General features: G+C 38.6%; 22 protein-coding genes. 3 read left to right on the forward strand and 19 right to left on the reverse strand.

Features of this window, described 5'->3' with window-relative positions; genetic code table 11:
- Positions 1 to 191: 191 nt before the first annotated feature.
- From trxB to KFO35_RS02215, 3 genes are all read right to left on the reverse strand, one after another.
- Positions 192 to 1,118, reverse strand: a complete 927-nt coding sequence (gene trxB / locus KFO35_RS02205; RefSeq protein ID WP_002291688.1) for a thioredoxin-disulfide reductase — start codon at positions 1,116 to 1,118, stop codon at positions 192 to 194.
- 144 nt (positions 1,119 to 1,262) lie between these two features.
- Positions 1,263 to 2,696 carry a 6-phospho-beta-glucosidase gene (locus tag KFO35_RS02210; protein ID WP_002336545.1) on the reverse strand — a complete coding sequence of 478 codons (1,434 nt, stop codon included), beginning with the start codon at positions 2,694 to 2,696 and terminating at the stop codon, positions 1,263 to 1,265.
- Positions 2,696 to 4,099 carry a 6-phospho-beta-glucosidase gene (locus tag KFO35_RS02215; RefSeq protein WP_156272075.1) on the reverse strand — a complete coding sequence of 468 codons (1,404 nt, stop codon included), beginning with the start codon at positions 4,097 to 4,099 and terminating at the stop codon, positions 2,696 to 2,698. Before KFO35_RS02215 ends, KFO35_RS02210 begins: the two co-directional genes overlap by 1 nt.
- A gap of 229 nt (positions 4,100 to 4,328) precedes the next feature.
- Here KFO35_RS02215 and KFO35_RS02220 point away from each other — a divergent pair, with 229 nt between their 5' ends.
- The gene (locus KFO35_RS02220; protein WP_010727063.1) at positions 4,329 to 5,231 is read left to right on the forward strand and encodes a MurR/RpiR family transcriptional regulator; all 903 of its coding nucleotides are present in this window, start codon (positions 4,329 to 4,331) and stop codon (positions 5,229 to 5,231) included.
- A gap of 40 nt (positions 5,232 to 5,271) precedes the next feature.
- Here the strand turns inward: KFO35_RS02220 and KFO35_RS02225 are convergent, their stop codons facing one another.
- The 5 genes from KFO35_RS02225 to KFO35_RS02245 form a co-directional block, all read right to left on the reverse strand.
- Entirely contained in the window at positions 5,272 to 7,158 is a 1,887-nt protein-coding gene (locus KFO35_RS02225) for a beta-glucoside-specific PTS transporter subunit IIABC (RefSeq protein WP_156272073.1), read from the reverse strand.
- A 96-nt stretch (positions 7,159 to 7,254) separates the two neighbouring features.
- Positions 7,255 to 8,106, reverse strand: coding sequence for a BglG family transcription antiterminator LicT (gene licT / locus KFO35_RS02230; RefSeq protein WP_002314691.1), 852 nt, complete (start codon positions 8,104 to 8,106; stop codon positions 7,255 to 7,257).
- Between the two features lie 334 nt (positions 8,107 to 8,440).
- Complete coding sequence (locus KFO35_RS02235) at positions 8,441 to 10,225, reverse strand: ABC transporter ATP-binding protein (protein ID WP_002313511.1); 1,785 nt, start codon at positions 10,223 to 10,225, stop codon at positions 8,441 to 8,443.
- Positions 10,225 to 11,976, reverse strand: coding sequence for an ABC transporter ATP-binding protein (locus tag KFO35_RS02240; RefSeq protein ID WP_002294954.1), 1,752 nt, complete (start codon positions 11,974 to 11,976; stop codon positions 10,225 to 10,227). The genes KFO35_RS02235 and KFO35_RS02240 overlap by 1 nt, the downstream gene beginning before the upstream one ends.
- 141 nt (positions 11,977 to 12,117) lie before the next feature.
- Positions 12,118 to 12,342, reverse strand: coding sequence for a YneF family protein (locus KFO35_RS02245; protein ID WP_002291670.1), 225 nt, complete (start codon positions 12,340 to 12,342; stop codon positions 12,118 to 12,120).
- 250 nt (positions 12,343 to 12,592) lie between these two features.
- Between KFO35_RS02245 and KFO35_RS02250 the strand changes: the two genes are divergently transcribed.
- The gene (locus KFO35_RS02250) at positions 12,593 to 14,179 is read left to right on the forward strand and encodes an Nramp family divalent metal transporter (RefSeq protein ID WP_002320293.1); all 1,587 of its coding nucleotides are present in this window, start codon (positions 12,593 to 12,595) and stop codon (positions 14,177 to 14,179) included.
- 308 nt (positions 14,180 to 14,487) lie between these two features.
- Here KFO35_RS02250 and KFO35_RS02255 read toward each other — a convergent pair whose 3' ends face one another.
- Both KFO35_RS02255 and KFO35_RS02260 read right to left on the reverse strand, forming a co-directional pair.
- Positions 14,488 to 16,263 carry a hypothetical protein gene (locus tag KFO35_RS02255; RefSeq protein ID WP_010727060.1) on the reverse strand — a complete coding sequence of 592 codons (1,776 nt, stop codon included), beginning with the start codon at positions 16,261 to 16,263 and terminating at the stop codon, positions 14,488 to 14,490.
- Between the two features lie 210 nt (positions 16,264 to 16,473).
- On the reverse strand, positions 16,474 to 17,376 hold the full coding sequence (locus tag KFO35_RS02260; RefSeq protein WP_002308625.1) for a deoxyribonuclease IV: 903 nt from the start codon (positions 17,374 to 17,376) through the stop codon (positions 16,474 to 16,476).
- A gap of 278 nt (positions 17,377 to 17,654) precedes the next feature.
- Here KFO35_RS02260 and KFO35_RS02265 point away from each other — a divergent pair, with 278 nt between their 5' ends.
- Positions 17,655 to 20,000, forward strand: a complete 2,346-nt coding sequence (locus KFO35_RS02265) for a transglycosylase domain-containing protein (RefSeq protein ID WP_156272071.1) — start codon at positions 17,655 to 17,657, stop codon at positions 19,998 to 20,000.
- Between the two features lie 162 nt (positions 20,001 to 20,162).
- Here the strand turns inward: KFO35_RS02265 and KFO35_RS02270 are convergent, their stop codons facing one another.
- From KFO35_RS02270 to ccpA, 9 genes are all read right to left on the reverse strand, one after another.
- Complete coding sequence (locus tag KFO35_RS02270; RefSeq protein WP_002314688.1) at positions 20,163 to 20,429, reverse strand: hypothetical protein; 267 nt, start codon at positions 20,427 to 20,429, stop codon at positions 20,163 to 20,165.
- Complete coding sequence (locus KFO35_RS02275; protein WP_070873112.1) at positions 20,422 to 20,745, reverse strand: hypothetical protein; 324 nt, start codon at positions 20,743 to 20,745, stop codon at positions 20,422 to 20,424. Before KFO35_RS02275 ends, KFO35_RS02270 begins: the two co-directional genes overlap by 8 nt.
- 11 nt (positions 20,746 to 20,756) lie before the next feature.
- On the reverse strand, positions 20,757 to 22,013 hold the full coding sequence (locus tag KFO35_RS02280) for a lipase (protein ID WP_156272069.1): 1,257 nt from the start codon (positions 22,011 to 22,013) through the stop codon (positions 20,757 to 20,759).
- Positions 22,010 to 22,405 (reverse strand): hypothetical protein, encoded by a 396-nt coding sequence (locus KFO35_RS02285; RefSeq protein WP_070704302.1) that lies wholly within the window; start codon positions 22,403 to 22,405, stop codon positions 22,010 to 22,012. The genes KFO35_RS02280 and KFO35_RS02285 overlap by 4 nt, the downstream gene beginning before the upstream one ends.
- 43 nt (positions 22,406 to 22,448) lie before the next feature.
- Complete coding sequence (locus KFO35_RS02290; RefSeq protein WP_070704305.1) at positions 22,449 to 22,703, reverse strand: hypothetical protein; 255 nt, start codon at positions 22,701 to 22,703, stop codon at positions 22,449 to 22,451.
- Complete coding sequence (locus KFO35_RS02295) at positions 22,700 to 23,095, reverse strand: hypothetical protein (protein ID WP_070704308.1); 396 nt, start codon at positions 23,093 to 23,095, stop codon at positions 22,700 to 22,702. Before KFO35_RS02295 ends, KFO35_RS02290 begins: the two co-directional genes overlap by 4 nt.
- Before the next feature lie 43 nt (positions 23,096 to 23,138).
- The gene (locus KFO35_RS02300) at positions 23,139 to 23,393 is read right to left on the reverse strand and encodes a hypothetical protein (RefSeq protein WP_010727056.1); all 255 of its coding nucleotides are present in this window, start codon (positions 23,391 to 23,393) and stop codon (positions 23,139 to 23,141) included.
- Positions 23,390 to 23,785, reverse strand: a complete 396-nt coding sequence (locus KFO35_RS02305; protein WP_025481034.1) for a hypothetical protein — start codon at positions 23,783 to 23,785, stop codon at positions 23,390 to 23,392. Before KFO35_RS02305 ends, KFO35_RS02300 begins: the two co-directional genes overlap by 4 nt.
- Before the next feature lie 353 nt (positions 23,786 to 24,138).
- Positions 24,139 to 25,140 (reverse strand): catabolite control protein A, encoded by a 1,002-nt coding sequence (gene ccpA / locus KFO35_RS02310; RefSeq protein ID WP_002291653.1) that lies wholly within the window; start codon positions 25,138 to 25,140, stop codon positions 24,139 to 24,141.
- Positions 25,141 to 25,314: the final 174 nt, after the last annotated feature.

A 25,314-nucleotide genomic window follows, 5' to 3' on the forward strand; every position in this document is an offset into this window, starting at 1 on the left:
ATATGGTTCTTAATAAGTATAGCATTCACTTATTAGATATGAAAGTACGAGGTCTAAAAAACGCTTAAATCAAGAAAGGATTCTTTTATCAAGCACGGTTGCAAGTATTCGCATAAATCGGATTCAGTAGATTTCACGCGAAAAAAAAGAGTAAAAGAACAATTGAAACCGTTCTTCCACTCTTTTTAAACTTATGCAGTTGTTTCTTCTAAAGATTCCAAGTATTTATACACTTGTTGTCCAGCGATCCCACCATCACCAACAGCAGTAGTGATTTGTCGCAAATCTTTTTCACGAACATCTCCGATGGCAAAAACGCCTGGTATATTCGTCTTCATTTCGTTGTCTGTTGGAATCCAGCCAGCTTCGTTCGTCAACCCTGCTTCTCTAAATGGTGCAGTTAATGGATCCAGTCCAACATAGATGAATACTCCGTCTGCTGCCAAATCAAACTCATTGCCGGTTTTGACATTACGTGCTTTCACACCTGTCACTACCATTTCATTCCCAACGATTTCGTCAACGACTGTATCCCACATAAAGGAAATTTTTTCATTCGCAAATGCACGGTCTTGGATGATCTTTTGTGCACGTAATTCATCTCTACGGTGGACGATGACTACTTCAGAAGCAAATTGTGTCAAATAGATGGCTTCTTCTACTGCTGAGTCTCCTCCTCCGATCACTACTAGACGTTTGTTACGGAAAAACGCACCATCACAAACTGCACAGTAAGAAACGCCACGTCCAGCAAATTCTTCCTCGCCAGGTACGCCTAATTTACGGTGGATACAGCCTGTTGCGATAATGACTGTTTTTCCTTCGTAAGTTTTATCTTCACAAATAACTTCTTTGTGGCTGCCGTGATCCTTGATATCTTGCACGATTCCATAAGCATTTTCTGTCCCAAATCTTGAAACACCTTCATACATCTTATAAGCTAGATCAGGACCCATGATTGAATCGAAACCAGGATAGTTTTCGATTTCTGCCGTATTGTTCATTTGGCCGCCAGGGGCGCCTTGTTCGATCATCAATACGGATAAGTTTGAACGTGAAGCATATAAAGCAGCAGTCATCCCAGCAGGACCTGCGCCAATAACGATTACATCATACATATGTAGATTCTCCTTTACTTAATCAAGTAAGCATACTTTACAGCCAATGCGAAAAAAAGTCTATTGTTCTGCTTGCGTTTCTCGAATAGCTTTATTATACTCGAAAAATCCGCTGAAAAACAATAGACTTTTACAAATCATTGATCAATCATTCGAAAGATTTTCTCCATTTGAATCAATTACTTTTTTATACCAGTTGAATGATTTCTTCTTCGAACGGGCTAATGTGCCATTTCCTTCGTTGTCACGATCGACATAAATGAATCCGTACCTTTTCTTCATCTCACCTGTACCAGCTGATACTAAATCAATACATCCCCAAGTCGTATAGCCTAATAGATCGACTCCATCTAATTCTACTGCATCTTTCATTGCCTGGATATGTGCTGCCAGATAGTCGATTCGATAGTCATCTTCCACATAACCATTCTCATCGGGCGTATCGACTGCACCTAAGCCGTTTTCTACAATAAATAGTGGTTTTTGATAACGATCATAAATATCATTCATCGTTATTCTCAAGCCTAATGGATCAATTTGCCAACCCCATTCACTTGCTTCCAGATATGGATTTTTGACAGAAGCAAAGATATTTCCTGCAGTCTGTTCCAAGAGTTCGTTGTCAGTAGTCGAAACTCGAGAAGAATAATAAGAAAAGGAGATAAAATCAACAGTATGTTCTTTCAGCAATGCGGCATCCCCAGGTTCCATTTTGATCTGAATGCCATTTCGTTCCATTTCTTTCAATGCATAAGCGGGATATTCTCCTCGTGACTGGACATCAATGAAGAAATAATTTTCTCGATCTGATTTTCTAGAAGCCCAAACATCTTCAGGATTGCAAGTGTATGGATAATATGCTCCTGCTGCCAGCATACAGCCTACTTTGTTCTCCGGATCTACTTCATGAGCGATCTTCGTTGCGATGGCACTTGCAACCAACTCATGATGTGCCGCTTGATATTTGATTTGTTCTTCATTTTCTCCTTCTTCAAAATACAGCCCTGCGCCCATGAATGGTGCATGAAGGATCATATTGATCTCATTGAATGTCAACCAATATTTGACAAGTCCTTTATAGCGATTGAAGATGACTCGGCACAGATTTTCATAAAAACCAACGAGTTCTCTAGAACGCCACGCACCATATTCTTTGATCAAATGCATCGGACAATCAAAATGTGTAATCGTCACAAGCGGCTCGATCCCGTACTTTTGACATTCTTTAAAGACATCCTCATAAAATTTCAAACCAGATTCATTTGGCTCATTTTCATCGCCCATTGGAAAAATACGACTCCAAGCAATGGACATCCGATAAGTCTTGAACCCCATTTCTGCAAACAAAGCAATATCTTCCTTATAATGATGATACATATCGATCGCAATTTTTGCTGGATAAAAATGATCTTTATCAAATTCAAACATTTTCTTTTTTCCAGTAATGACAGGAAAACGGTCTTTTCCGATTGGCACAACATCTACGTTCGCTAACCCACGTCCGCCTTCATCATAACCACCCTCGCATTGATTGGCTGCTGTAGCACCGCCCCATAAAAAATCTTTTCTGAATCCCATCATACTTCCTCCATTACATGTGTATTGCTTGACAATTCTCTTGCCAGTTCATCTTGGACTTCGATTCCTTCTGCTTTTAACCGGCTGATTGTTTCCTTGAATTGCGGTAAATACTGCTGATGTGCAATAAACAACTCATCCATGATCCGTTTTGCTGTCTTTCCTGATCGTATAAGCGGATTGATCGTAAACGCTTGTAAAGCTGTTCCATAATCACCAGTCACGGCTGCTTCGATCGTCAGCAATTCCATATTCTTCATTACTTGCAACCAGCCTCTTTCAGCAGCAGGAAGGGAATCAAACGCTACATTTCGTGCGCCTTGTGCGCCAACATAGGCAGTGACTTCTACTACACAATCTGCCGGCAGATCAGGAACAGCTCCATCATTCTTTGTAGACACCACGATCTGTGTTTCTTTATTTCCATAGATCGAAGCAATCGTTTCACAGGCAGCATCTGAATAATAAGCACCACCTCGTTTTTGCAATTGTTCAGGTTTATGATCCAATTCTGGATCTTTGTATAATTCAAACAGCTCTGCTTCTGTTTCTTTCACTTGTTGCGCTCTTGTACCAATCGTTTGATATTCTTCTAAAGCATGTTCCAACATTTCTTCTTCACGGTAGTAATAGCGGTGGTAGCCACAAGGGATCATGTTCATTTGTTTTAATTGTTCTTTGAAAAACGGGATGTCAAAGATATTTTTCGGCAATCCATTGTCTTCATCGTATAAACGATCAATCAAATCTGCTGTGCGGTCATTTCCTTTATTATCTGCTACTTTGTGCCAATGGAAGTGATTTAGACCGGCAAACTTGTAGATCAGCTCTTCTTTTTTCTTGCCAAGCATTGCTGGTTCTGTCATCATCGCCATTACTGGCACATTGCATAATCCGATCACTTTATCCCATTTGCCATATCTGATAACTGCTTCTGTCACCATCCCGCTTGGGTTCGCGAAATTGATCAGCCAAGCATTTGGACATAAACGCTTCATGTCTTCAACGATTGCCAAAACCACTGGAACGGTACGAAAAGCTTTGAATATCCCGCCAGCACCATTTGTTTCTTGCCCAATCATCCCATAATAACTAGGGATCCGCTCGTCTTTGATTCGTGCATCTAATTGACCGACACGAAACTGAGTCGTAACAAAATCCGCATCTTTCAATGCTTCTTCCCGATCCAAAGTTGCATAGATCTTGACTTCATACGGAGAAGCATCCCACATACGCTGAGACATCTGACTGACGATCTCAAGCTTTTCTTTTCCTTCTTCTACATCTACGAGCCAGATTTCTCGTATCGGTAATTCCTCATATCTTTTGATAAATCCTTCCATCAACTCGGGGGTGTAACTGCTGCCTCCACCAATCGTAGCGATTTTGATTCCTTTTGCCATGTTCTCACTCCTTTGCTTTTTACACTTTTATTATCTTTTTTGTAAACAAAACAAACAATAGAAATTCGTTTCTTTCCAGTAACATTTACAAAAGTTAGTGTTTTCTACTGGATTTTTGTAAATATCTTGTCAAAAAATGACTTTATTAAGCTATATAACATAAATCCGTTTACAAATCATTTTCAAAAAAGTTATAATTTACGTAAAAAAACTAGAAGAAGGTATCTACATGTTATTACGTGAAAAAATCAAAGAAATCTCCTTTTCTCCTTCAGAAAATGAAGTGATTCAGTTTCTCTTAAGCGATTCTCCAGCACTTGGCGAAATGACCATCCAAGAGATTGCTGAGCGATGTTATATCCACCCGTCCACACTCATCCGTGTAGCAAAAAAAATGGGTTTTGATGGCTGGGTCAGTTTTCGTAATGCTTTTTTAGCTGAAACAGCCTATCTTGAAGGGAATTTTCAAGACGTAGATGCGAATCTTCCTTTTTCCACCACAGACGGTATTATGACGATCGCAAATAAAATGGCTTCTTTAGAACAGATGACGATTCAAGATACACTTTCTCTCATTCATCATGACCAACTGCAAAAAGCCAAACAACTAATGCTTCAAGCAAAAAAAATCGTGATTTTCGCCAGTAACTCGAATACTTTGATTTCTCAAGATTTCATGCTGAAAATGAAGCGCATCAAAATGGATGTCACGATTGTCACCACTTTTGGTGAATCGTTCTATGAAGCGTACAATTGCACGAGTGATATGTGCGGGATTCTGATTTCTTATACGGGTGAAAACAATGTGATCCTTCGTACCGCAGAAATATTGAAACAAAATCATGTTCCAATTTTAGCTTTGACCAGTATCGGTGATTCAACGCTATCCTCAATGAGTACAGCCGCTTTGCGACTTACGACACGCGAACGACTGTATTCAAAAATTGGTAATTTTACGATCAATACATCGATTTGTTATCTTCTAGACGTGTTATATAGTTGTGTTTTTGCAGAAAATTATCAACAGAATTTAGTCCATCTAATTTCTGTAGGACAAAAATTTGATAAACGCCCTATCAGCTCAGCCATCATGAAAGAGCCTTTCAATTTTGAAAATAAAGAAGTGGACTAAAAAGAATAGTTAAGTCTATTCCATTCTTTCACCTAACCGTTCAGGTCAGTGCGGTGATAAGTGCATCGTCTGGCCCGACCGTCTCCCCTTGATTTTCCAAAATATCCAAATAATCCATGTAATTGGTGACGATTACAGGTGTTTCTAAACTGTATCCTTCCTTTTCGATTTTCTTTTTGTCGAAGCGGAGCAACAGATCGCCTTGTTTCACTCTTTCTCCTTGCTGCACCAAGCTTTCAAAATATTTCCCTTCCAACTGAACAGTATCCAATCCGACATGAATCAGCAATTCCAGACCTGTTTCAGAAACCATTCCGATTGCATGTTTCGTGGGGAACAGGGTCATGACTGTTCCGTCAAAAGGGGCACGTACTTCTCCTTTTTCAGGGTAGATCAAGATTCCTCGACCTAGTGTTCCTTGTGCAAAAGCTGCATCCTTTGCTGTTTTCAGTGGAGCGATTTGTCCTTGTATCGGTGTTTTTACAATTTCTTTACCTGATCTTTTCTGTCTGTCATCTGTTTCACCTGCTTCCTCCTTCCAAAAGAAAAAAGTCAGCGCAAAGGATACCACCATCGCAATGGCGATCCCAATCAATACATTAATCACATCTGTTAAATCACCATCTGGTCTAATATAGTTGGGAATTGTAAAGATGCCTAGTCCACCTTGATTCCAAGAAGTTAAATTCATTAACCCACTATACGCGCCCCCTAACGCACCACCGACACAGGTAAAAATAAATATTTTTTTACGTGGTAATGTAAACCCATAAATAGCTGGCTCTGTAATCCCCACAATACCAGAAACAATGGCTGGTATTGCAATTGCTTTGTCTTTTGGATTTCTAAGCTTAAAGTAGAGTGCGGTAAGTGCTGCAGTTTGTCCAAAAGACACTACTGCAACAGGTGTCATAATATTTTGCCAACCATTCACAGAAAATTGCATCAATCCCATTGGTACGATTGCCCAATGGAGACCAAACATCACCAGAATTTGCCAGAAGAAGCCTACGATTGCTCCATAAATAACTGGCGAAAGTGCTAAAAGTGTTTCAAATCCAGCCATTAAAATATCAGTTGCGAATGTGAATACTGGTCCAACGAGTAAAAAACCTAAAGGCATTGTAATAAGAACGGTGAAGAATGGAACGAAGAAATTCGCGATCATCTCAGGTACTAACTTTTTAATTGGTTTCTGAATTTGGCTAGCTAACAACACAATAAAGATAATGGGAATGACAGAAGAAGCGTAGTTACGCGCAATCCAGGGAATGCCGAATACTGTTTGATAAATAGGTGCTTCAAAAATAGTGCCAGAAAATATGGTCGTTAGTGGTGCTTCTGCTGCACCACTCAAAGCTTCCAGCGACAAGCTAGGATTCATTAATGCTGCGCCAAGCAACATCCCTACGAATTCATTTACTTTAAATTTACGGGCAGCTGTTAAACCGATAATAACAGGCATAAATTGGAATACAGAATCACCGATATTATCAAACATAACAAATGTGCCAGAACCGCGGTCAAACGCGCCTAAGAAGACAAGGAATGCTGTCAGTCCACGAATCATCCCGCCAGCAGCTAGGATAGCAAGGAATGGTTGGAAACAGCCCGATATTCCATCAATAAGCATATCAAACGGTCTCATTTTTTCTGTTGAAACAGCCTCATCAAAAGTAAGGTTTCCTGCTTTTATAACCTCTTCAAACACGACTGGCACATGATTCCCGATGACAACTTGATACTGCCCTCCCGCTCGCATTACCGTTACAATACCGTCCATATTTTTCAAGATCTCATCATTTGCTTTTTCTTCGTTTTTTAATTTGAAACGAAGCCTTGTGATACAATGTGTCAAACCATTGATATTTTCCTTCCCGCCGACATTTTCTACGATTTTTCTCGCTAATTCTTGGTATTTTCCCATTTCTATTCCCTCCAATTTATTAGTGGAAGGTTTAGCCAACTGAATGTCACTACCCTTATTTCATACGTTCTTGTTAATTTATCCTCCTTTTTTTATTTATTTACAACGATTCTCATGCACTAAACGCGCAGTATGGATCGTTAAATACATTTTTTCGTCCGTGGACATCTGGTAGTTGAACGTCTCGGCTAAAAAGTCTGCTATTTTCTCAACGCAACCAAACGTATCCTTATATTTTTTTTGAATAACCTGAAACAATTCCTCAGAAACTTCTCCCACTTCTGATTTTTCTCCATCTAGGACGCGTGTCAGAAAAAAACGTAAGTGTGTGACGAATCGAAAAAAATGGACTGAATCTTCATCAAATGTAATCTTATAGTAATAGCGGACGATATTTAGAATATCCTGTATTGTTATAGTAAACAGGTAGGTATTGTTTTGTTGGCTTTGAATGCCTTGTGCATTGACTAAATGCAATGCGATAAATCCGGCTTCATCTTCTGATAACTTGATGTGGTATTTATCCGAGATTTTCTTCACTGTTTTTTTCCCGATGGCATACTCTTTAGGAAATAGTTGTTTGATATCATACAGCAATACATTTGGTACAAATATTCCCATTTTGTGACGTTCGATAGCCGTATACAAATGATCCGTCAATGCAATATACACAGAATCATTCAACTGGACTTGTAGAGCCTCTTTTGTATATTCAATGATTTCACAAGAAATTTCTAAGTACTCAAGAGGAATCGCTTGTGCCAATTCTTGGAACTGTTGTGAAAGCCCGTCATTTGTCAACTGAAATTTTTTGTCGATGCATGAGTCAAAAATCGGGTCACCCACTTTCTTTTTGAATGCCAAACCTTTTCCCATCACGATCATTTCCTGATTTCTTTCATCCCTGGTTATTACGACGTTGTTATTCAGTACTTTCTCAATCAGCATGTTTTGCTCCTTTCCATGATATATAGGGCTGTATTCAAAACAAAAAGAAAAACCCAAAAAGCCGTCCATGGAACCATGGGAGACTCATCAGGTTTAGCTTGCATCAGGCAATCACTATCCAAGTTGTATCGTTTTCTTTATATTATCGAAAGCAAACGCTTTTGTCAACGCTTTCTTAGTGGCTATTAGGCACTTTTGACTAGCTGTCGTCGTCTTTTTTAAATCGGGTGACTACGCCACTAACGCTCACAGATGAAGAATCTGGGAAGCTCTGTTTTATTTTCGCTCTAGCGCTTAGGACAAAATGCTACTATGCTACTGTCACAACCTCTTTTTACACACCACTGCTTTGCAGTTTGTACATATCTGCATACAAACCATTTTGCGCTAGAAGTGTTTCATGATTCCCACGCTCTACTATATGACCTTTGTCTAAAACTAAAATCAATTCTGCATCCCGAATCGTGGACAGCCGATGGGCAATCGCTATCGTTGTCCGTCCTTGTCGCATTTTTGCCAATCCTTCTTGGATCAATCCTTCGGTTTCAGTATCGATATTTGCTGTTGCTTCATCCAATACTAGTATTTTAGGATCTGTCACGATTGTTCGCGCAAAAGTGATCAGCTGTCGTTGTCCACTAGAATAGCTGGCACCGTGTTCGATCACTTTTGAGTGATATCCTTTTGGTAATTCATCGATGAACTTGTTTGCTTGAACAAACTCAGCTGCATGGCGAATCTGTTCGTCTGTGATAGCTGGATTCATCATCCGGATATTTCCTGCAATATCTCCATAAAACAAGAAGGCATCTTGCAAGACCAATCCCATTTTCTTACGTAACTCTTCCATTGGATATTCTCGAATGTCATGATCATCAATCAAGATCTGGCCTTCATAAAATTCGTAAAACCGCATCAATACGTTGATGATCGAGCTTTTTCCGCTTCCGGTGTGCCCCACTAATGCAACTGTCTCACCCGGATTAGCGACAAAAGAGATATTGTTCAATACATTGTGCTCTCCATCATAAGAAAAGCTTACATTGCGAAACTCGATCTTACCTGAAGTAATCGCTTGATCTGCTCCAGGATTTTGTTGCGGTGCATATTCTTCTGTATCCATGATTTTCAAAATACGACTACCGGCAACCATCCCATCTGTAAAGGTGCTCAAAAAGTCCATCATTTGAGACATTGGATTAAAAAATCCCTGGACATAGGTCGTAAATGCATAGATCAGTCCAACTTCTACGGGAGAATGCAACGCATCGATCCCAAACAAAGTCAACGCCAACGCAATCGCCAATGCATAGAGAAAATTGATGATCGGACTTAACAGAATCGAATTCGTTTTGATCATCGCATAGCGCGTGTCTAAATACTCGTTGTTCACTTGTTCAAATTCTTTAGCTAAACGAGCTTCTTGGCGAAACTGCTGGATAATACGCATGCCGGAAATCGATTCATTCAATTTCGTGTTCAGCTGACTTAATTTTTCCCGCATATTTCGGTAAATACGAGAACTGAATTTCTGGTAATACCAGATGACGATTCCTAAAATCGGCAAAAACACCAAAGTCCACAAGGCAATTTCTCCATTGATTTGAAACATGGCAACGAAAGAAGAAACGACTGCAAAGATCCCAGTCAATACCATCAAAAAGACATACCAAAATTCAAATAGCGTTTCTGTATCATTCGTCACTCGAGAAACGGTCGATCCTGCCGGTGTCTGGTCAAAATAACGCATACCTAGTGTATGCAGCTTTTCAAATAATCTTACCCGAACATACTGATAGGTCTTCAATGAAGCCATGGAATACAAATACCATTGGAAAAACCAAATGATACTTTTGACTATGACTCCAAACAAGTACACACCAGCAAAAAACAAAATAACTTGTGTCGTAGCTGACTGTTTAGCCAGATGATCATCCATAAAAGTTTGGATGATCCTTGGCAATAGGACATTGATCACAGACAGGGCAAACGCAAATAAGATAGCAACGATGAACGTTCTTCTAAAAGGTTTGGCGAACTTCATCAGTCGTTTGATGATCTTCTTCTGTTCTTTAAGTGGAATCGATTTTGTCCATTCCGATTGATAATTCTCATCCATCAGGCCTCGCCTCCTTCTATCTTCGCTTCTAATTGCTGTTTTTCCCACATTCGTTCATACCAGCCACCTAATGCAAGCAGCTCGTGGTGGGTTCCTCGTTCAATGATTTTCCCTTGATCGACAACAATGATTTCTTTTGCATGCATCACGCTGCTTAAACGGTGAGCTGCAATGATGGTTGTTTTCTCTTTTCTTATTTCTTTTAAATTATGCAAGATAGCTTCTTCTGTTTTGGCATCTACTGCAGAAAGTGCATCATCTAAGATCAGCAATTCAGGATTTTTGATCAATGCTCGAGCAATCGAAATCCTCTGTTTCTGTCCGCCAGATAAAGAGACTCCACGTTCTCCAACTAAGGTATCATAACCTTTTGGCAATTCCTTGATTTCATTGTTGATAAATGCTAAAGAAGCCGCATGCTCTACTTCTTCTTCTGAAAGTTTTGGATTAGAAAAACGGATATTATCTCGAATGGTCATCGAAAACAGGAAGTGATCCTGAGGCACATAACCGATTGATCCTAATAAAGCATTCAATGAATATTCTTTGATCGAACGTCCGCCAAATTGGATTTTCCCTTGATAATCATCGTATTCACGCATCAGTAATTTGATGATTGTCGTTTTTCCCGCACCAGTTTTCCCAACAATACCTAATGTTTCTCCTTCTTGGATCGCAAATTTGATTTGTTCTAATGCTGGTGATTCTTCTTTCGGATAGTTAAAAGAGGAAATAGCTACATTCAGCTCGCCTTTTGCCGGGGTCTGCACTGCACCCAGTTGTTCCACGATATGCGTCTTTTCATGCAAAAGTTCATTGACGCGATCATAAGAAGCATTTCCTCTTTCCAATACGTTGAACAATCGACCAATCGCAAACATCGGCCAAACAAGCATACCGATATAGCTAATAAATGAGACCATCTGCCCGATCGAGATCGTGCCTTCCAAGACATACTTTCCACCTAAAATAATTGTTGCAACATAAGACAGACCGATAATCAAGGTAATGAATGGATCAAATAAGGAGTCTAAAAAATTGACTCGTTTGTTTTTAATAATTGCATCTTCAATCTTTTCTTCAAAATCCGCGAGATCTTCTTTTTCTTGTCCAAATGTTTTAATGACTTTGATCCCAGTGATACTTTCTTGTGTCTTATCATTGATACTAGAAAAAGCTTCTTGCGAATCACGAAAAGCATCGTGGAGTTTTGACCCCAGCACTCGTGAAGTAACGGCTAGTAAAGGCAGAGGAATCAGCGCAATCAGTGTTAAGCGCCAATCAATAAACAAAATCATCGCAATGATCGTTGTTCCGCCCGTGATCACTGAATCTGCAAAGGTCAAGATACCAGCTCCTGCTACATTTTGGATTGCATTCAAATCATTCGTTGCATGAGCCATCAAATCTCCAGTCCGATATTTTTGGTAAAAGAGATTGTCCATTTCTGTAAAATGTTTGAATAGCTGCTGCCGAAGTTCTTTCTCCAACCGAGCTGCACTTCCCCAAATATTCGTCCGCCAGATATAACGAAAAAGATATTGTAAGAAAGCTGCAAGGATCAATAGTAAGATCCACCAAGAAATGATCTTTATTGATAAATTCTTATCGGCGATCTCATCAATGATGATCCCAATCACTTTTGGAGGAACTAACTGTACCAAGGCCACTGCGAATAGGGAGAAAATCCCAATTAAATAATGTTTCTTTTCCTGACGAAAAAACCAACCTAATTTTCTAAAAATCGACATTTTACTCCTCCTTTGTCTTTATCAAGAGCATAGGATTGTCTGTCCTTGTCTTTTTTGCTGAATAGTCTGAATAGTCTAACAAATTACGAAATAAAAAACGGACTGAAAAAATCAGCCCGCAAAAAGTCTTTGGGTCAGAACCTATTTTTTCCCTTGGTTCTTCATTTGCTGCATCATCTGGCGAATTTTCTTCTCAGATGGTTTTTGCCCCATTGACATCATCATTGATCGCAACATGTCCTCATTAACGGGAGGATTTTTTTCTAAATAGTCTTTCATATATTTACGCGCTAGGAAAAAGCCACCTACTGCGCCGATTAGCAAAGCAATAATAGCAATAAGTACGACAATACCTGTTGATACCATATAAATCTCTCCTTTCTATTTCCGAATTGCTCTCAATGATTTATTTTACTAAAGTTTATTGAAAAAAGAAAGGCGTATTCTTTAGTTTCATGCAAAAAATAGTGGTTTTTTTAGAGAAGAACAAAATTTTTTTCATTAACCAGCAAGACACGCCACGAAAAAAAATTAGGCATACCGAATCTTTTTCTTTAATTTTTTCTTTCTGAGGTGTAGAATGTAATCGTAGATAAATAGGAAAGGTGGTTTTTTCTTGAATAATCAATCCAACAAACAATTTCATAAGCATCGACTTATTGAACATACAAATGGTTTATCTTTAGCTGAAGTAAATGGAACAGTGGATGTACCAAAGGGAAAAAGTTTTTTTAAAACACTTCTTGCTTACTCTGGACCAGGTGCATTAGTAGCAGTTGGTTATATGGATCCAGGTAACTGGTCCACTTCGATCACTGGTGGACAAAATTTCCAATATTTATTGATGTCAGTTATTTTGATGTCTAGTCTAATTGCTATGCTTTTACAGTATATGGCAGCAAAATTAGGAATCGTGACCCAAATGGATTTGGCCCAAGCAATCCGAGCACGGACAAGTAAGACATTGGGTGTCATTTTATGGATCTTGACTGAATTAGCCATTATGGCAACAGACATCGCAGAAGTCATTGGTGCAGCAATCGCCCTCTACTTACTTTTTGATATTCCATTGGTAATTGCCGTATTTATCACTGTGTTAGATGTTTTCGTCCTTTTATTGCTGACAAAAGTCGGGTTTCGTAAAATCGAAGCTTTGGTTGTCTGCTTGATTTTCGTCATTTTATTCGTTTTCGTCTATCAAGTTGGCTTGTCTAACCCTGATTGGCACAGTTTATTTGCTGGCTTTATCCCTAACAGTCATACATTCTCAGACTCACCTGTCATAGGTGGTGAAACTCCGCTGACTGGAGCGTTAGGGATTATTGGTGCAACAGTCATGCCGCATAACTTATATCTTCATTCAGCAGTTTCTCAAACTCGGAAGATTGATCACCAAGACGAAGAAGATGTAGCACAAGCGGTACGCTTTTCTACTTGGGACTCTAATATCCAGTTGTCAATGGCTTTTTTAGTCAATGCACTGCTATTGATCATGGGTGTCGCTGTATTCAAAACCGGTTCTGTCCAAGATCCTTCCTTTTTTGGTCTGTATGAAGCTTTATCTGATCCATCAGCTATGAGCAATGGTATCTTGATTGCTGTAGCAAAATCTGGTATCTTGTCTACTTTATTTGCTGTAGCACTTCTTGCTTCTGGCCAGAACTCTACTATTACTGGTACGTTGACCGGTCAAGTCATCATGGAAGGCTTCATCCATATGCGTATCCCGATTTGGCTAAGAAGACTAGTCACACGATTGCTTTCTGTGATTCCTGTATTGATTTGTGTTTTGTTTACAAGTACAAAAGGAACGATCGAAGAACATACCGCTTTGAATAACTTGATGAATGAATCCCAAGTTTTTCTGGCTTTTGCATTGCCATTCTCGATGATTCCTTTACTGATGATGACCAATAGCCAAGCGGAGATGGGGAGCCGATTCAAAAATTCATTTGTTGTAAAACTTCTTGGCTGGTTCTCTGTGATTAGTCTGACTTACTTGAACTTACGAGGATTACCAGGTCAAATCGAAAGTTTCTTCGGCGAGCAAGCCACCTCAGCTCAACTAGCATTGGCTGATCAAATTGCCTATGTAATCATTGTTCTTGTCCTTCTCCTGTTGGCATGGACGATTGGTGATTTATATAAAGGAAACAAAAAATATGAACAGCGTTTGCAAGAAACGATAGAAGAAATCGAATAGAAACTGATTCTTTTACACAAAGGAGGTTGTGACAGAAGTGGGCAGCTTCAAGAAATAAGAAGGAATTTAAGAAAATTGCTTTTCAAATTTTTGTGAAATTTCGGCTTATTTCCGAAGAAGTTACTTCTGGAACACCGTGTATCAGAGGTTGTGAAAAAGCTGCCCTGCATCAAGTAATAAGAACAGCCAAACAAAAATAGTTCCTCATATTTTACGTTTGGTTGAGCTTATTACCGCAGATGCAAGCTTTTGAACACCGTTTATTCGGAAAAAGGAACTGCGACAAGACTTTTGTCACAGTTCCCTTTTTATTTGGAAGATAAAGCTTTTTTCAGATTCAATTTACTAAAAACTAGCATGCTTGTTACTGCGATGAATTGCGTTAATGGCACGCCTGCGCCAGTGTAGACACTTAAAAAATAATCCTTTTTTTCTGGCGCATAAGAACAAAACCACGAGACACCGAAAAGAAAAACCAATTGTGTCAGTATTAATCCGATGACTACAATCAAAGAGGAACTATAATAGGCACGATCAGCTTTTGCAAATACGGTTCCTAGTATCATAAGTAATATCCCTGCTATTGAAGCAATCAGCACGGGAATGGCCAGAACTTGGTAAATTTTTATCATGACATTCGCGACTTTTGCTGTTTTTGTCAACTGGAAATCAGGTGTTCTCGGATCACTGCTATCGATCCAATTATCCATTAGTGGAAGATTCAATAGTTCTTGTGCCTGTTCGACTTGTTCTTGCGTCCCGAAACTATAATTCCCCCCTTGATGGAAATCTTTGTATCGCCATGCATAGGCATATCCTGATTTCAGAAAAGCAAATACGATTGGCAGATCATTCATCGTCTTTCCATCCCCTGATCCCATCAGATAAAATTCTTTTTTCTTTTTGATAGTTCCCTTTTGATAGGCTTCTTCTAATTCTTGATTGACTTTTTTCCAAAAATCATTGGTTTCTTTTGCATTGTTTTGGTAATAACCAGATTCGCTTACCACATCTCGCAATGCCCAAAAAATGATATCTCCTGGTAATTCTTTTACTTTTCCGCCTTGGGTCCACGCATGAGTCGTATACAATTCGTCAATACGAGTAGAAACAGTATGAAATGTAGGAGATGCGTCTAAAGCTTTATTTAATGCAGCATGCGAGACCCATATCTCACTGTTTTCTTTATTTAAGTTTGTTTCGTCATCTATTCGGATCAGCTGTTTCATCAAACGTCCAAATTCGCCACTCGAACGGTCATTGATGGCGGCAATACCATATGTTGTCTCGTTTTTATATTCGATCCACTGATAGACGATGGAGAAACCGACTAGAGGGAGTAAAAACAATGAAAGTTTCAGCCATTCTTGTTTCGAAAGGAGAAATGGTCGTTCTTTTAACTTCTTTGCTTCTTTGAAAGAAAAGTCTTGTCCTAGCAAGATCTGAACGAAACTGATACCTAACGCGACTACAGTAAAAGGAAGAAGCCAGATGGAATCTTCGCGAATGAACCAAAAGAAAGGAAAAGAAACAGCTAGCCCTAAAAACCACGGCAGCAATTTTTTGCTGGAATTATATTTGCGGTAATAAATAGCTAGTAAACAAGCGATAATGATCTCAACAGTCGGGATCACGAGAGCATTACGATATGTTCGAGTGGAATATTCATGTGTAAAACTAATCGGAGAAAACAAAAAATAAAAATAGATACTTAAAAGAAGATACTTGTTCTTCACGATTGGTTTAAACGCTAGTGCAACCAATATACTGGCAAGAATACTGAACATGCCGAATAAAACTGCATAAGAAAGATGCAGTTTATGTGCAAGTACTAAAAACAAGCTGTAGGAGATCCCTTTTGAAAGTGTCGTAGTCGTGTACTCCCCTAGCCATTTACCATCCAAAATATTTTGAGCATAGTGAATCAGCAGCTGATCATCATAGGTCGCCGACATATCTGTTCCATAGATTGCTTTACTATATAAATACAACCGAATAATTGTAAATAATACGGCTATGCCAAGAATAAAGTATGTATGTTTCTTTTTTAGTTGGTCGATCAAGGGGTTTAAAATGTTCAGCATCTTTTCGTCCTTTCAATCACGTTTTGCTACTTGTTTGTGAAACTTTTCGTTTTTTACTTTTCTATCAGTATACCCTGTTTGTCTGAATTTAAAAAGAGGGGGCGAAAGGAGCATGTCGAAAACGAATGCAAAAAGCACTCCTTTGTTTCTTAAACAAAAAAGGACAAGGCAGACTGCCCAATCCTTTTTTGTTGCTGTCAGATAGAAAACTTAAAGTGTGACTTCTTCTGCTAATAACTCAGGGAACACTTCGGGATCGAATGCTTGCGCTTTGAACATGGAAATTTCTTTTCCATATGGTGCGTAAGCTTTCTTTTTATCTTTACCGACATATGGGGTTTCTAATATTTTCGAAATGTTGTCAAACATTGGATCATGGACGATTTTGTTCAATGTGTCAAATCCAATTGTTCCAAAACCGATATTGGCATGCCGATCTTTATGAGAACCTTGTGGATTTTTAGAATCATTGATATGCAGTACTTTAAGCCGATCTAATCCGATGACCTTATCAAACTCTTCCATTACACCTGAAAAATCTTCTTTTATATTATATCCGGCATCATTCGTATGACATGTATCAAAAGTAACGGATAATTTTTCATTCAATTTTACTCCATCGATGATTTGCGCTAATTCCTCAAATGTTCGACCGATTTCCGTACCTTTCCCTGCCATCGTCTCCAAAGCGATCTGTGCCGTCTGTTCTTTTGTCAAAACTTCATTCAACCCCTCAATAATTCTAGCAATCCCAGCTTCTGCCCCTGCTCCTACATGAGCGCCTGGGTGAAGGGTGATTTGAGTAGCACCTAAAGCTTCCGCACGGACAATCTCTTCTCTCAGAAATTGTACAGCAAATGGAAACATTTCTGGTTTGATCGTATTTCCCAAATTAATGATATAAGGCGCATGAACGACGATATTTGTTAGTCCGTTTTCTGCCATAAATGCTTTTCCGGCATCAATATTCATCTCTTCGATAGCTTTTCTTCTAGTATTTTGAGGAGCGCCTGTATAGATCATAAAGGTCGAAGATCCGTAACTGGCTGCTTCTTCTGCCGCGCCTAACAGCATTTTCTTTCCGCTCATGCTGACGTGTGAGCCTAATAACATGGATGGATTCCTCCTTGAAAGGCAATTGTTTCGAACAATTCCTGTATATTGATAAGATGATGTACAAAGAAAATAGTTTGTTTTTCTTTGCCCTGTTCTCCATAGTAACTGAAACTTTCCCTAAAGAAAAGCTTAAGAACTCTTTCATAAAAAAGATCATTTCCTCACGTTTTATCTCATTCGAAAAAGAAATTCCTGTCAAAAACAGCCTTGTCTGTTTTTTTGTCCTATTATTTGCTATAATTAGCGAAATAAAACCATTAGTTGAGGTGACCCTTTTGCCACGCAAAAATACTCGAAAAAAACAGAATAGAAGAAAAAAAGAAAAATGGTTTGTTCCTAAGATTATTTTTAGAGTGTTTCAATCATTGACTGTTTTTATTACTGTTCTTCTTTTGTTGTTCGCAGCTCTAGGTATCGGAATAGGTGCTGGCTACTTTGCCTATCTTGTCGAAGACACACAATTGCCGACTAAAAAAGAACTGCAGACAGAACTAGGAAACATTACGGAAACGTCAAAGATTGTTTATGCAGATAATACAGAGATATCAAAAATCCAGACAGATCTGATGCGGACGACTATTTCATCTGATAAGATTTCGCCTTTATTGAAAACCGCGATTATCAGTACAGAAGATGAATACTTCGATAAACACCAAGGTTATGTCCCTAAAGCTGTTTTACGAGCACTAGTTTCAGAAGCGACTGGCATCGGCTCGTCTGGAGGATCCACTTTGACACAGCAATTAGTCAAACAACAGATCCTAACCGATGAAACAACATTCAAACGTAAAGCAAACGAGATTGTTCTTTCTGCACAAGTAGAAAAACACTTTTCAAAAGATGAGATCATTGCTACGTATTTGAATGTCTCACCATTTGGTCGGAATAATAAGGGGCAAAATATTGCTGGAGTCCAGGAAGCTGCTAGAGGAATCTTTGGTGTAGATGCAAAGGATGTGACTCTGCCGCAAGCTGCTTATATCGCTGGTTTGCCTCAAAGCCCTATCACGTATAGTCCATACACGAATACAGGCGCGCTAAAAGAAGATCTTTCTGCCGGTCTTGCCAGAAAAGATTTTGTTTTATTCAGTATGTACCGTGAAGGACAAATTACGAAAGAACAATACGAAGAAGCGAAAGACTATGATCTTACAAAAGACTTTCTCCCACAACAAATCGCGGAACAGACTGACAGAGAATTCTTGTATTATACCGTGATGAACGAAGCAACAAGGATTATTGCACAACAATTGGCAGAAAAAGATAATGCTGATATGTCAGATTCATCGGTCAGTGAAGCTTATTATCAAAAAGCACAGCAAACGATCCAAAACAAAGGATATACGATCCATTCGACGATCGATAAAGATATCTATGCTGCATTGCAAACCGGCGTAGAAAATTATGGCTACATGTTAGATGATGGTGCTGGTAGCCAAGTGGAGACTGGAAATGTATTGATGGATAACAGAACCGGACGTATCTATGGCTTCGTGGGTGGTCGGAATTACAGCCAGAATCAAAATAACCACGCCTTTGATACAGAACGTCAAGCTGGTTCATCCATCAAACCGGTTCTTGTTTACGGTCCTGCAATCGATATGGGACTTGTCGGATCAGAATCCCGTGTATCAGATTATGCAACGACTTGGCAAGAAGGAAAAAATGCTGGTGAGAAAATCGTCAATGCGACCAATGAAGGGTCGAACACCTTCCAAACCGTTCGTGAGTCACTGGAATGGTCCAACAATATCCCAGCTTATCACTTATATCAAGATGTGTTGAATTCCGGTGGATCGAAACAATACGCTTACGAGCACTACTTGGCGAAGATGAACTACCCAGCAAATGATAATTGGGGCGTTGAATCGGCTCCTTTAGGGACAGTAGATGTAACGACGCTTCAACAGACAAATGGATTCCAGGCCTTAGCAAATGGTGGAGTCTACGAAGAAGGCTATATCATTGATTCCATCACAGATAATGCAGGTAATGTGATTTATAAACATGAAAGTAATTCTGTCCGTATTTATTCCGAAGCAACGGCATCGATCATGAATGACATGATGCGTAGTGTGATCAATGAAAAAATCACTACACCATTCAAAGATGTCATCTCAAGCTTAAACGGAAATCTAGGAAATGCAGATTGGGTCGGAAAAACTGGTTCTACCAATGAATACCGAGATTCATGGCTGATCGTCTCAACTCCATCTATCACTATCAGTAGTTGGGCAGGACACGATGACAATACTGGAATGGACAGCCAAGCAAGAATACGTTCGGCTAATTATCTTGCCAATCTAATCAATCAAGCTTACCAAGCAAACCCTGAGATTTTCGGCACTGATGAGAAATTTGACTTATCATTCGATGTGATGAAGAAAAAAGTATCTGGGTTCACAGGACAAACAGCTGGAAAAGTTACTGTCAATAAAAAATCCATCCAAACGCCAGGAAAAACAGTGGAATCACTTTGGGCAAAAAATGGTCCGAAGAAAAGCGCCTTTAAATTCGGCGTTGGCGGTACTGATGAAAACTATACAGATTACTGGAACACCGCTTCAGCTTATGCTAGAGCGAATCCAGAGACCAAAGAATCAGACGATAAAGATGATTGATCTAATAGATTAATCAGAATTAAAGGGAGCTGCGACAAAAATCTTGTCACAGCTCCCTTTTTCCGAATAAATGGTGTTCAAAAGCTTGCATCTACGATATTAAGACAAATTTATGTAAAAATGTGAAAAGCCATTTTCACAAAATTTTTCTATATAACTTTACTAACGAAACTGTTTTAATTTCTTTTCTTGTCTTTGGAATAATTCGGTTAGTTTTTCTGCAAATTGCCCTTTTACTGATTCTTTCAAGTGTACATGTCGGTTAGAAAATTCTTGAGCAGCTTCTTCTGCAGTCATTTGGTAGTTTTGATCTGTCAATCGTTTTTCTGCCCAAATTTGCTGAGATATCCCCATACCAACTGAACGTACATTTGATCGATGTAGATTTTTCTCTAATTCTTTTAGTAATTGCATTAAAAATTCATTCATAAGATGCTTTCTCCATAGTTATTTGTCTGATTTTTTGACGATAGGAACGTTCTAGTTCATCTTGCTGCTGATAGAGTTTTCGTCGTTCTACTTGTAGGGCTTGTTGATAATGCTCCTGATAATTCGAATAACTTCGTCTTGCTTGAAACAGAGGCTCATTATCTAAAGCTAAGTTCTTTAATACATGATGCAGTCGCTGCTCCTCTTGCTCCATCAATCGTAATCCTTGATTCTTAAAGTGGATCAATTCATCTTCTTGAGCTTCTAATTGTCTTCGTTCACTTCGATAATCTCTTTCCAATTCTTCTAGTTTCATCTACTTCTCCTTTAATTGAATTGCTGTGCTAATTCTCGATCTCGTGCCACGATTTCATTGATTTTGTCTTGGATCTCCTTCGCCAATGTATCAAAGGCCTCCCCCATACGTCTTGCCTTATTGATTCGTAGCAGATAGACTTCTTTCGCAGAATCGACTAAGTTTTCTTTTGTGGCGCCCACACTAGCTAATGCTTCTATGATTTCCTGTTCAGTCAACGAAGGGGCGACAACACGTGCTTGCCGCAAGCCTTCTTGCCATTTTTTCTCTAGCTCAAAAATTCCTCTTTGATTGATGCGGATAACTTCTTCCATAGCGCTTTTCATTTTTGCCGATAACTTTTCCACTACTAACCTAGCTTGTGTGTCATCTAAGTAAATTTGTTCATTAACTGTCAGCCGGCCGCCACTTAATCGTAGTTTTTTACGTATGTTGTTCAGTTCTTGCAACTGATAGGAAAACAACTGGGTCGCTTGGTTTTCTTTCTGTTGTTTTCGAGCTTTAACATTGTTTTTATTTTCAGGAATAATCAGCTTTCCATTTTCATCAAACTTCCAAGAGGTTAAACTGTGGGAAGCAAGCAGATTCAAGAATGCTGTTTCCATACTGATCCGAACTTCAGCACCTGTGCCATTACCACCAAAATTACCGATAAAATCGGCGTGATTTCGGTAATTGGTGAGCATACCGGGATTTTCTTCCACCCATTTTTTTGCTTCTGGTGATAAGAGATCATACGGGTCCGGCCCGTTGAAGCCGACATTTTTCCATTGTTTCTCTGCTGCTACATATAATGCTAAGAATCCACCTAATGAATGGCCGGTAGTAGAAATAGCAGCTTCTCCATATTCCTTTTTTACTTCATTAGCAAATGCAATCGCTGAATTGATTTGCCCCGCTGTTTTCAATCCACTAACGGATAAAATCTTGTTTGTTGTTGCTTTTTCAGAAAAACTTGCTCCTGGTCTATTCCCGTAGAGATTCATGATACTTCTTGCATCCGTTTCCAAATCTTTCCAATCACTTAAGTTCGTTCCTGCAAAGGCAATCACTACTTGAGAAATATCCACTTTACCGTTCTTGATTGGCGCTACAGCCATCGCCTGCATGCCGTCCAATGAGTCTTTGATTTGTAGGATTTTAAATTCAACACCCGCAAAATCCCACTCACTATTAATTTTTAAATCAGGCTCATATTTTGAATGTTTAGGATCTAGCCAATAAACCTTGTCACTTAACTCCCGATAGAATTCTTCAGTTATAGTCAAACTAGTTCCTCCTCTTTATTTGTATAAGTAACTTTTACTTTTTCTTTAGTGATTCCCTTTTTTTGTATATTTCTATTTTCTATACTATAACTCCCGATTTTGTTTTGCTCTTTCCAAAACGTATACGAGAAAGATACTGTTTCGTTATTAATAGTTATTAGCGTTATATGCATTCCGTAAGAACCAGTTTTTTCATTTTTTCCTGCTTCGTTAATCTTCACTTCCTTGATATCCGCAAAAGTATTTTTCAGAACTTTGACGGATTGTTTTTCTACTGCGAGTAAATCTTGCTGTTTTTGCACTTCTCTTTTGTCCATATAGATTTTCCCTCCGATTCCTAATATGACGATTAACAAAATGGCTAAGCTGAATTTTCTTATTTTCCGGGGCAAGAACGTGCCTCCTTTCTTTTTATGTACGGTATTGATACCTTCATTATTTAAGTACGCGAAAGTTTGCAGGAATTTTTTTATTTTTGAAATTTTTCTCCAATTTGCTATGGACGATTGGCGCTACAGCCATCGCCTGCATGCCGTCGAAGGAGTTTTTGATTTTTAGGATTTGGAATTTTGTTTCTCCAAAGTTTTTAATGGCGCCTTCTTTGTAACTTTTACTATATTGAGGATGTTTTGGATCTAGCCAATATACTTTATTACTTATTCCTTTATACTGCTTATCAGTAATTGTCATACTTTTTCCTCACTTCCATCTGTATAGATAACTATAATCTCATCAACCGTAATCCCTTCTTTTTGTACTTCTTCATTTTCAACACCATAGCCATCTATCTCATTGCTTTCTTTTGTAAAGCTATAATCAAAATAAACGACTTTTCCTTCTGTATTGGTCATCGTTATCAATGCTTCATAGATTCCTGTCATGTCGTTTTTCTCAAATTGTTCGATTTTCACTTCTTTGATATCCGCAAAAGTATTTTTCAGAACTTTGACGGATTGTTTTTCTACTGCGAGTAAATCTTTCTGTCTTTGCACTTCTCTTTTGTCCATATAGACTTTCCCTCCGATCCCTAATATGATGATGAATAAAATGGCTAAGCTGAGTTTTCTTATTTTCCGGGGCAAGAACGTGCCTCCTTTCTTTTTATGTACGGTATTGATACCTTCATTATTTAAGTACGCGAAAGTTTGCAGGAATTTTTTTATTTTTGAAATTTTTCTCCAATTTGCTATGGACGATTGGCGCTACAACCATCGCCTGCATGCCGTCCAATGAGTCTTTGATTTGTAAGATTTGAAATTCCATACCAGCAAATTCTTTAACAGAGTTCTTTTTGTATCCCTCATTGTAGCGGGGATATTTGGGATCTAGCCAATAAACCTTCTCACTAATATCATTGTAATGCTTATCGTTTATTGTCATACTAACTCCTCCTGTCCGTTAGAAAAAATTACTTTTACTCTTTTTATAGTGACTCCTGTCTTTTGTACCGCTCTGTTCTCAATGCCAAAACCACCAAGTTCATTTCTCTCCTTCCAAAAACTATAATCAAAATAAACAGATTTCCCTTCATTATTTGTCATTGTCACAAGTGCACCATAACTTCCGGTAACAGGGTTTTTTTTAAATTCTTCTACCTTCACTTCCTTGATATCCGCAAAGGTATTTTTCAGAACTTTGACGGACTGTTTTTCTACTGCGAGTAAATCTTGCTGTTTTTGCGCTTCTCTTTTGTCCATGTAAAATTTTCCTCCGATTCCTATAGTAAGAATGGTCAAAATGATGACTATGGTCTTTCGTCTTTTCTTAGGCAAATAGAAGTCTCCTTTCGGGTTATGTATGATGGATTGTTTCTCCTTTAAGATAAGTACGCAATCGAGCCTGGATTTTTTTGGATTTTTTAGAGTTACTTTTCTACTTTTCTACTTTCTTTTTTATCACGTTTTCATTTTAAAGTAATTTTGATAGTAGTGAACAAAATGTAGCATCTACGCACAGATTGTGTCGTATACGATGGACGTAAGGTTTGTTTCCGCCATTCTCTCTTTTTTTTAAAGTCACAAAAAAAGGGGTTATGACAAAATTTTGTCATAACCCCTTTTCTCGTATAAAGGTTGTTCCAGAAGTTGACCACTTTGGGAACAACCTTTAAATGATTGATCTTTTATTATTTAGTTGATCCTTTTTCTTCGATTCCATAAGGCAAGATAATCGTTTTTTCTTCGACTTCTTCTTTATTCATCATTTTCGTCAATAGGCGCATGGATACCGCTCCTAAATCGTATAATGGTTGTGTGATACTTGTCAAACGAGGACGAGCTACTTCTGTCAGTAAAGAATTGTTGCTTGTGATGATTTCGAATTCTTCTGGTACTTTTACGCCACGGTCTAATAAACCATCCAAGATACCAATGGCTAATTCATCGTCTGAAACATAGACAGCTGTTGCACCGCTATTATGGATCCGGTCAACTAGAGACAGACCATCTTTAAAGTTGTATTGTGCCTCAAAGATTAATCCTTCGCTATATGGTAGATTGTTTTCGCTTAATGCTTCTTTATAGCCTTTCAAACGGTTTTGGCCATTGATAGGATCAATCAGCGCACCGCTGACAAAAGCGATTTTTTTATTGCCGCTTTTTGCTAATTTATTTACTGCATCTTTTGTTGCTGATACATAATCAATGTTTACGCTACCTACTTGTTCATCTGGATCAATGGAACCAGCTAGTACAACAGGCGTTTTTGAACGTGAAAATTCTCCACGGATTTCGTCTGTGATATGGTGACCCATAAAGATCACGCCGTCCACTTGCTTAGCCAATAAATTATTCAATACATTGACTTCTTTTTGATCGTTGCCATCTGAGTTTGCTAAGATGATATTGTATTTGTACATTGTTGCCACATCGTCGATACCACGTGCTAAAGAGGCAAAGAACATATTGCTGACATCAGGAATGATTACCCCAACTGTTGTTGTTTTCTTACTTGCCAAGCCACGTGCGACTGCATTTGGACGATAATCCAAGCGATCGATAACTTCCAAGACTTTTTTTCTTGTTGCTGGTTTGACGTTTGGATTGCCATTTACGACACGTGAAACAGTAGCCATCGAAACATTTGCCTCTCTCGCTACATCATAGATAGTGATTGTTTGCTTTTCCATTTGTGTTCTCCTATTCATATTTTATATGTTTTCTGAAAATACGTCTTACATTTCTAAAATAGGATATCAAATAATCTCAACAATTGCAACCGTTTTATCTCTGTTTTCATGAAAATTTTTACTTTTTTCAGTTTTAAGAACGTTGGTCTTTTAATCAATCAGTGGTACAATTAT

The organism is Enterococcus lactis (assembly GCF_015751045.1).
GTDB classification, from domain to species: domain Bacteria; phylum Bacillota; class Bacilli; order Lactobacillales; family Enterococcaceae; genus Enterococcus_B; species Enterococcus_B lactis.

Excerpts from the sequence above, each read along its gene's own strand:
- trxB (WP_002291688.1), bottom strand. The coding sequence starts at position 1,118 with ATGTATGATGTAATCGTTATTGGCGCAGGTCCTGCTGGGATGACTGCT.
- KFO35_RS02210 (WP_002336545.1), bottom strand. The coding sequence starts at position 2,696 with ATGGGATTCAGAAAAGATTTTTTATGGGGCGGTGCTACAGCAGCCAAT.
- KFO35_RS02215 (WP_156272075.1), bottom strand. The coding sequence starts at position 4,099 with ATGGCAAAAGGAATCAAAATCGCTACGATTGGTGGAGGCAGCAGTTAC.
- KFO35_RS02220 (WP_010727063.1), top strand. The coding sequence starts at position 4,329 with ATGTTATTACGTGAAAAAATCAAAGAAATCTCCTTTTCTCCTTCAGAA.
- KFO35_RS02225 (WP_156272073.1), bottom strand. The coding sequence starts at position 7,158 with ATGGGAAAATACCAAGAATTAGCGAGAAAAATCGTAGAAAATGTCGGC.
- licT (WP_002314691.1), bottom strand. The coding sequence starts at position 8,106 with ATGCTGATTGAGAAAGTACTGAATAACAACGTCGTAATAACCAGGGAT.
- KFO35_RS02235 (WP_002313511.1), bottom strand. The coding sequence starts at position 10,225 with ATGGATGAGAATTATCAATCGGAATGGACAAAATCGATTCCACTTAAA.
- KFO35_RS02240 (WP_002294954.1), bottom strand. The coding sequence starts at position 11,976 with ATGTCGATTTTTAGAAAATTAGGTTGGTTTTTTCGTCAGGAAAAGAAA.
- KFO35_RS02245 (WP_002291670.1), bottom strand. The coding sequence starts at position 12,342 with ATGGTATCAACAGGTATTGTCGTACTTATTGCTATTATTGCTTTGCTA.
- KFO35_RS02255 (WP_010727060.1), bottom strand. The coding sequence starts at position 16,263 with ATGCTGAACATTTTAAACCCCTTGATCGACCAACTAAAAAAGAAACAT.
- KFO35_RS02260 (WP_002308625.1), bottom strand. The coding sequence starts at position 17,376 with ATGTTATTAGGCTCACACGTCAGCATGAGCGGAAAGAAAATGCTGTTA.
- KFO35_RS02270 (WP_002314688.1), bottom strand. The coding sequence starts at position 20,429 with ATGAATGAATTTTTAATGCAATTACTAAAAGAATTAGAGAAAAATCTA.
- KFO35_RS02275 (WP_070873112.1), bottom strand. The coding sequence starts at position 20,745 with ATGAAACTAGAAGAATTGGAAAGAGATTATCGAAGTGAACGAAGACAA.
- KFO35_RS02290 (WP_070704305.1), bottom strand. The coding sequence starts at position 22,703 with ATGACAATTACTGATAAGCAGTATAAAGGAATAAGTAATAAAGTATAT.
- KFO35_RS02300 (WP_010727056.1), bottom strand. The coding sequence starts at position 23,393 with ATGACAATAAACGATAAGCATTACAATGATATTAGTGAGAAGGTTTAT.
- ccpA (WP_002291653.1), bottom strand. The coding sequence starts at position 25,140 with ATGGAAAAGCAAACAATCACTATCTATGATGTAGCGAGAGAGGCAAAT.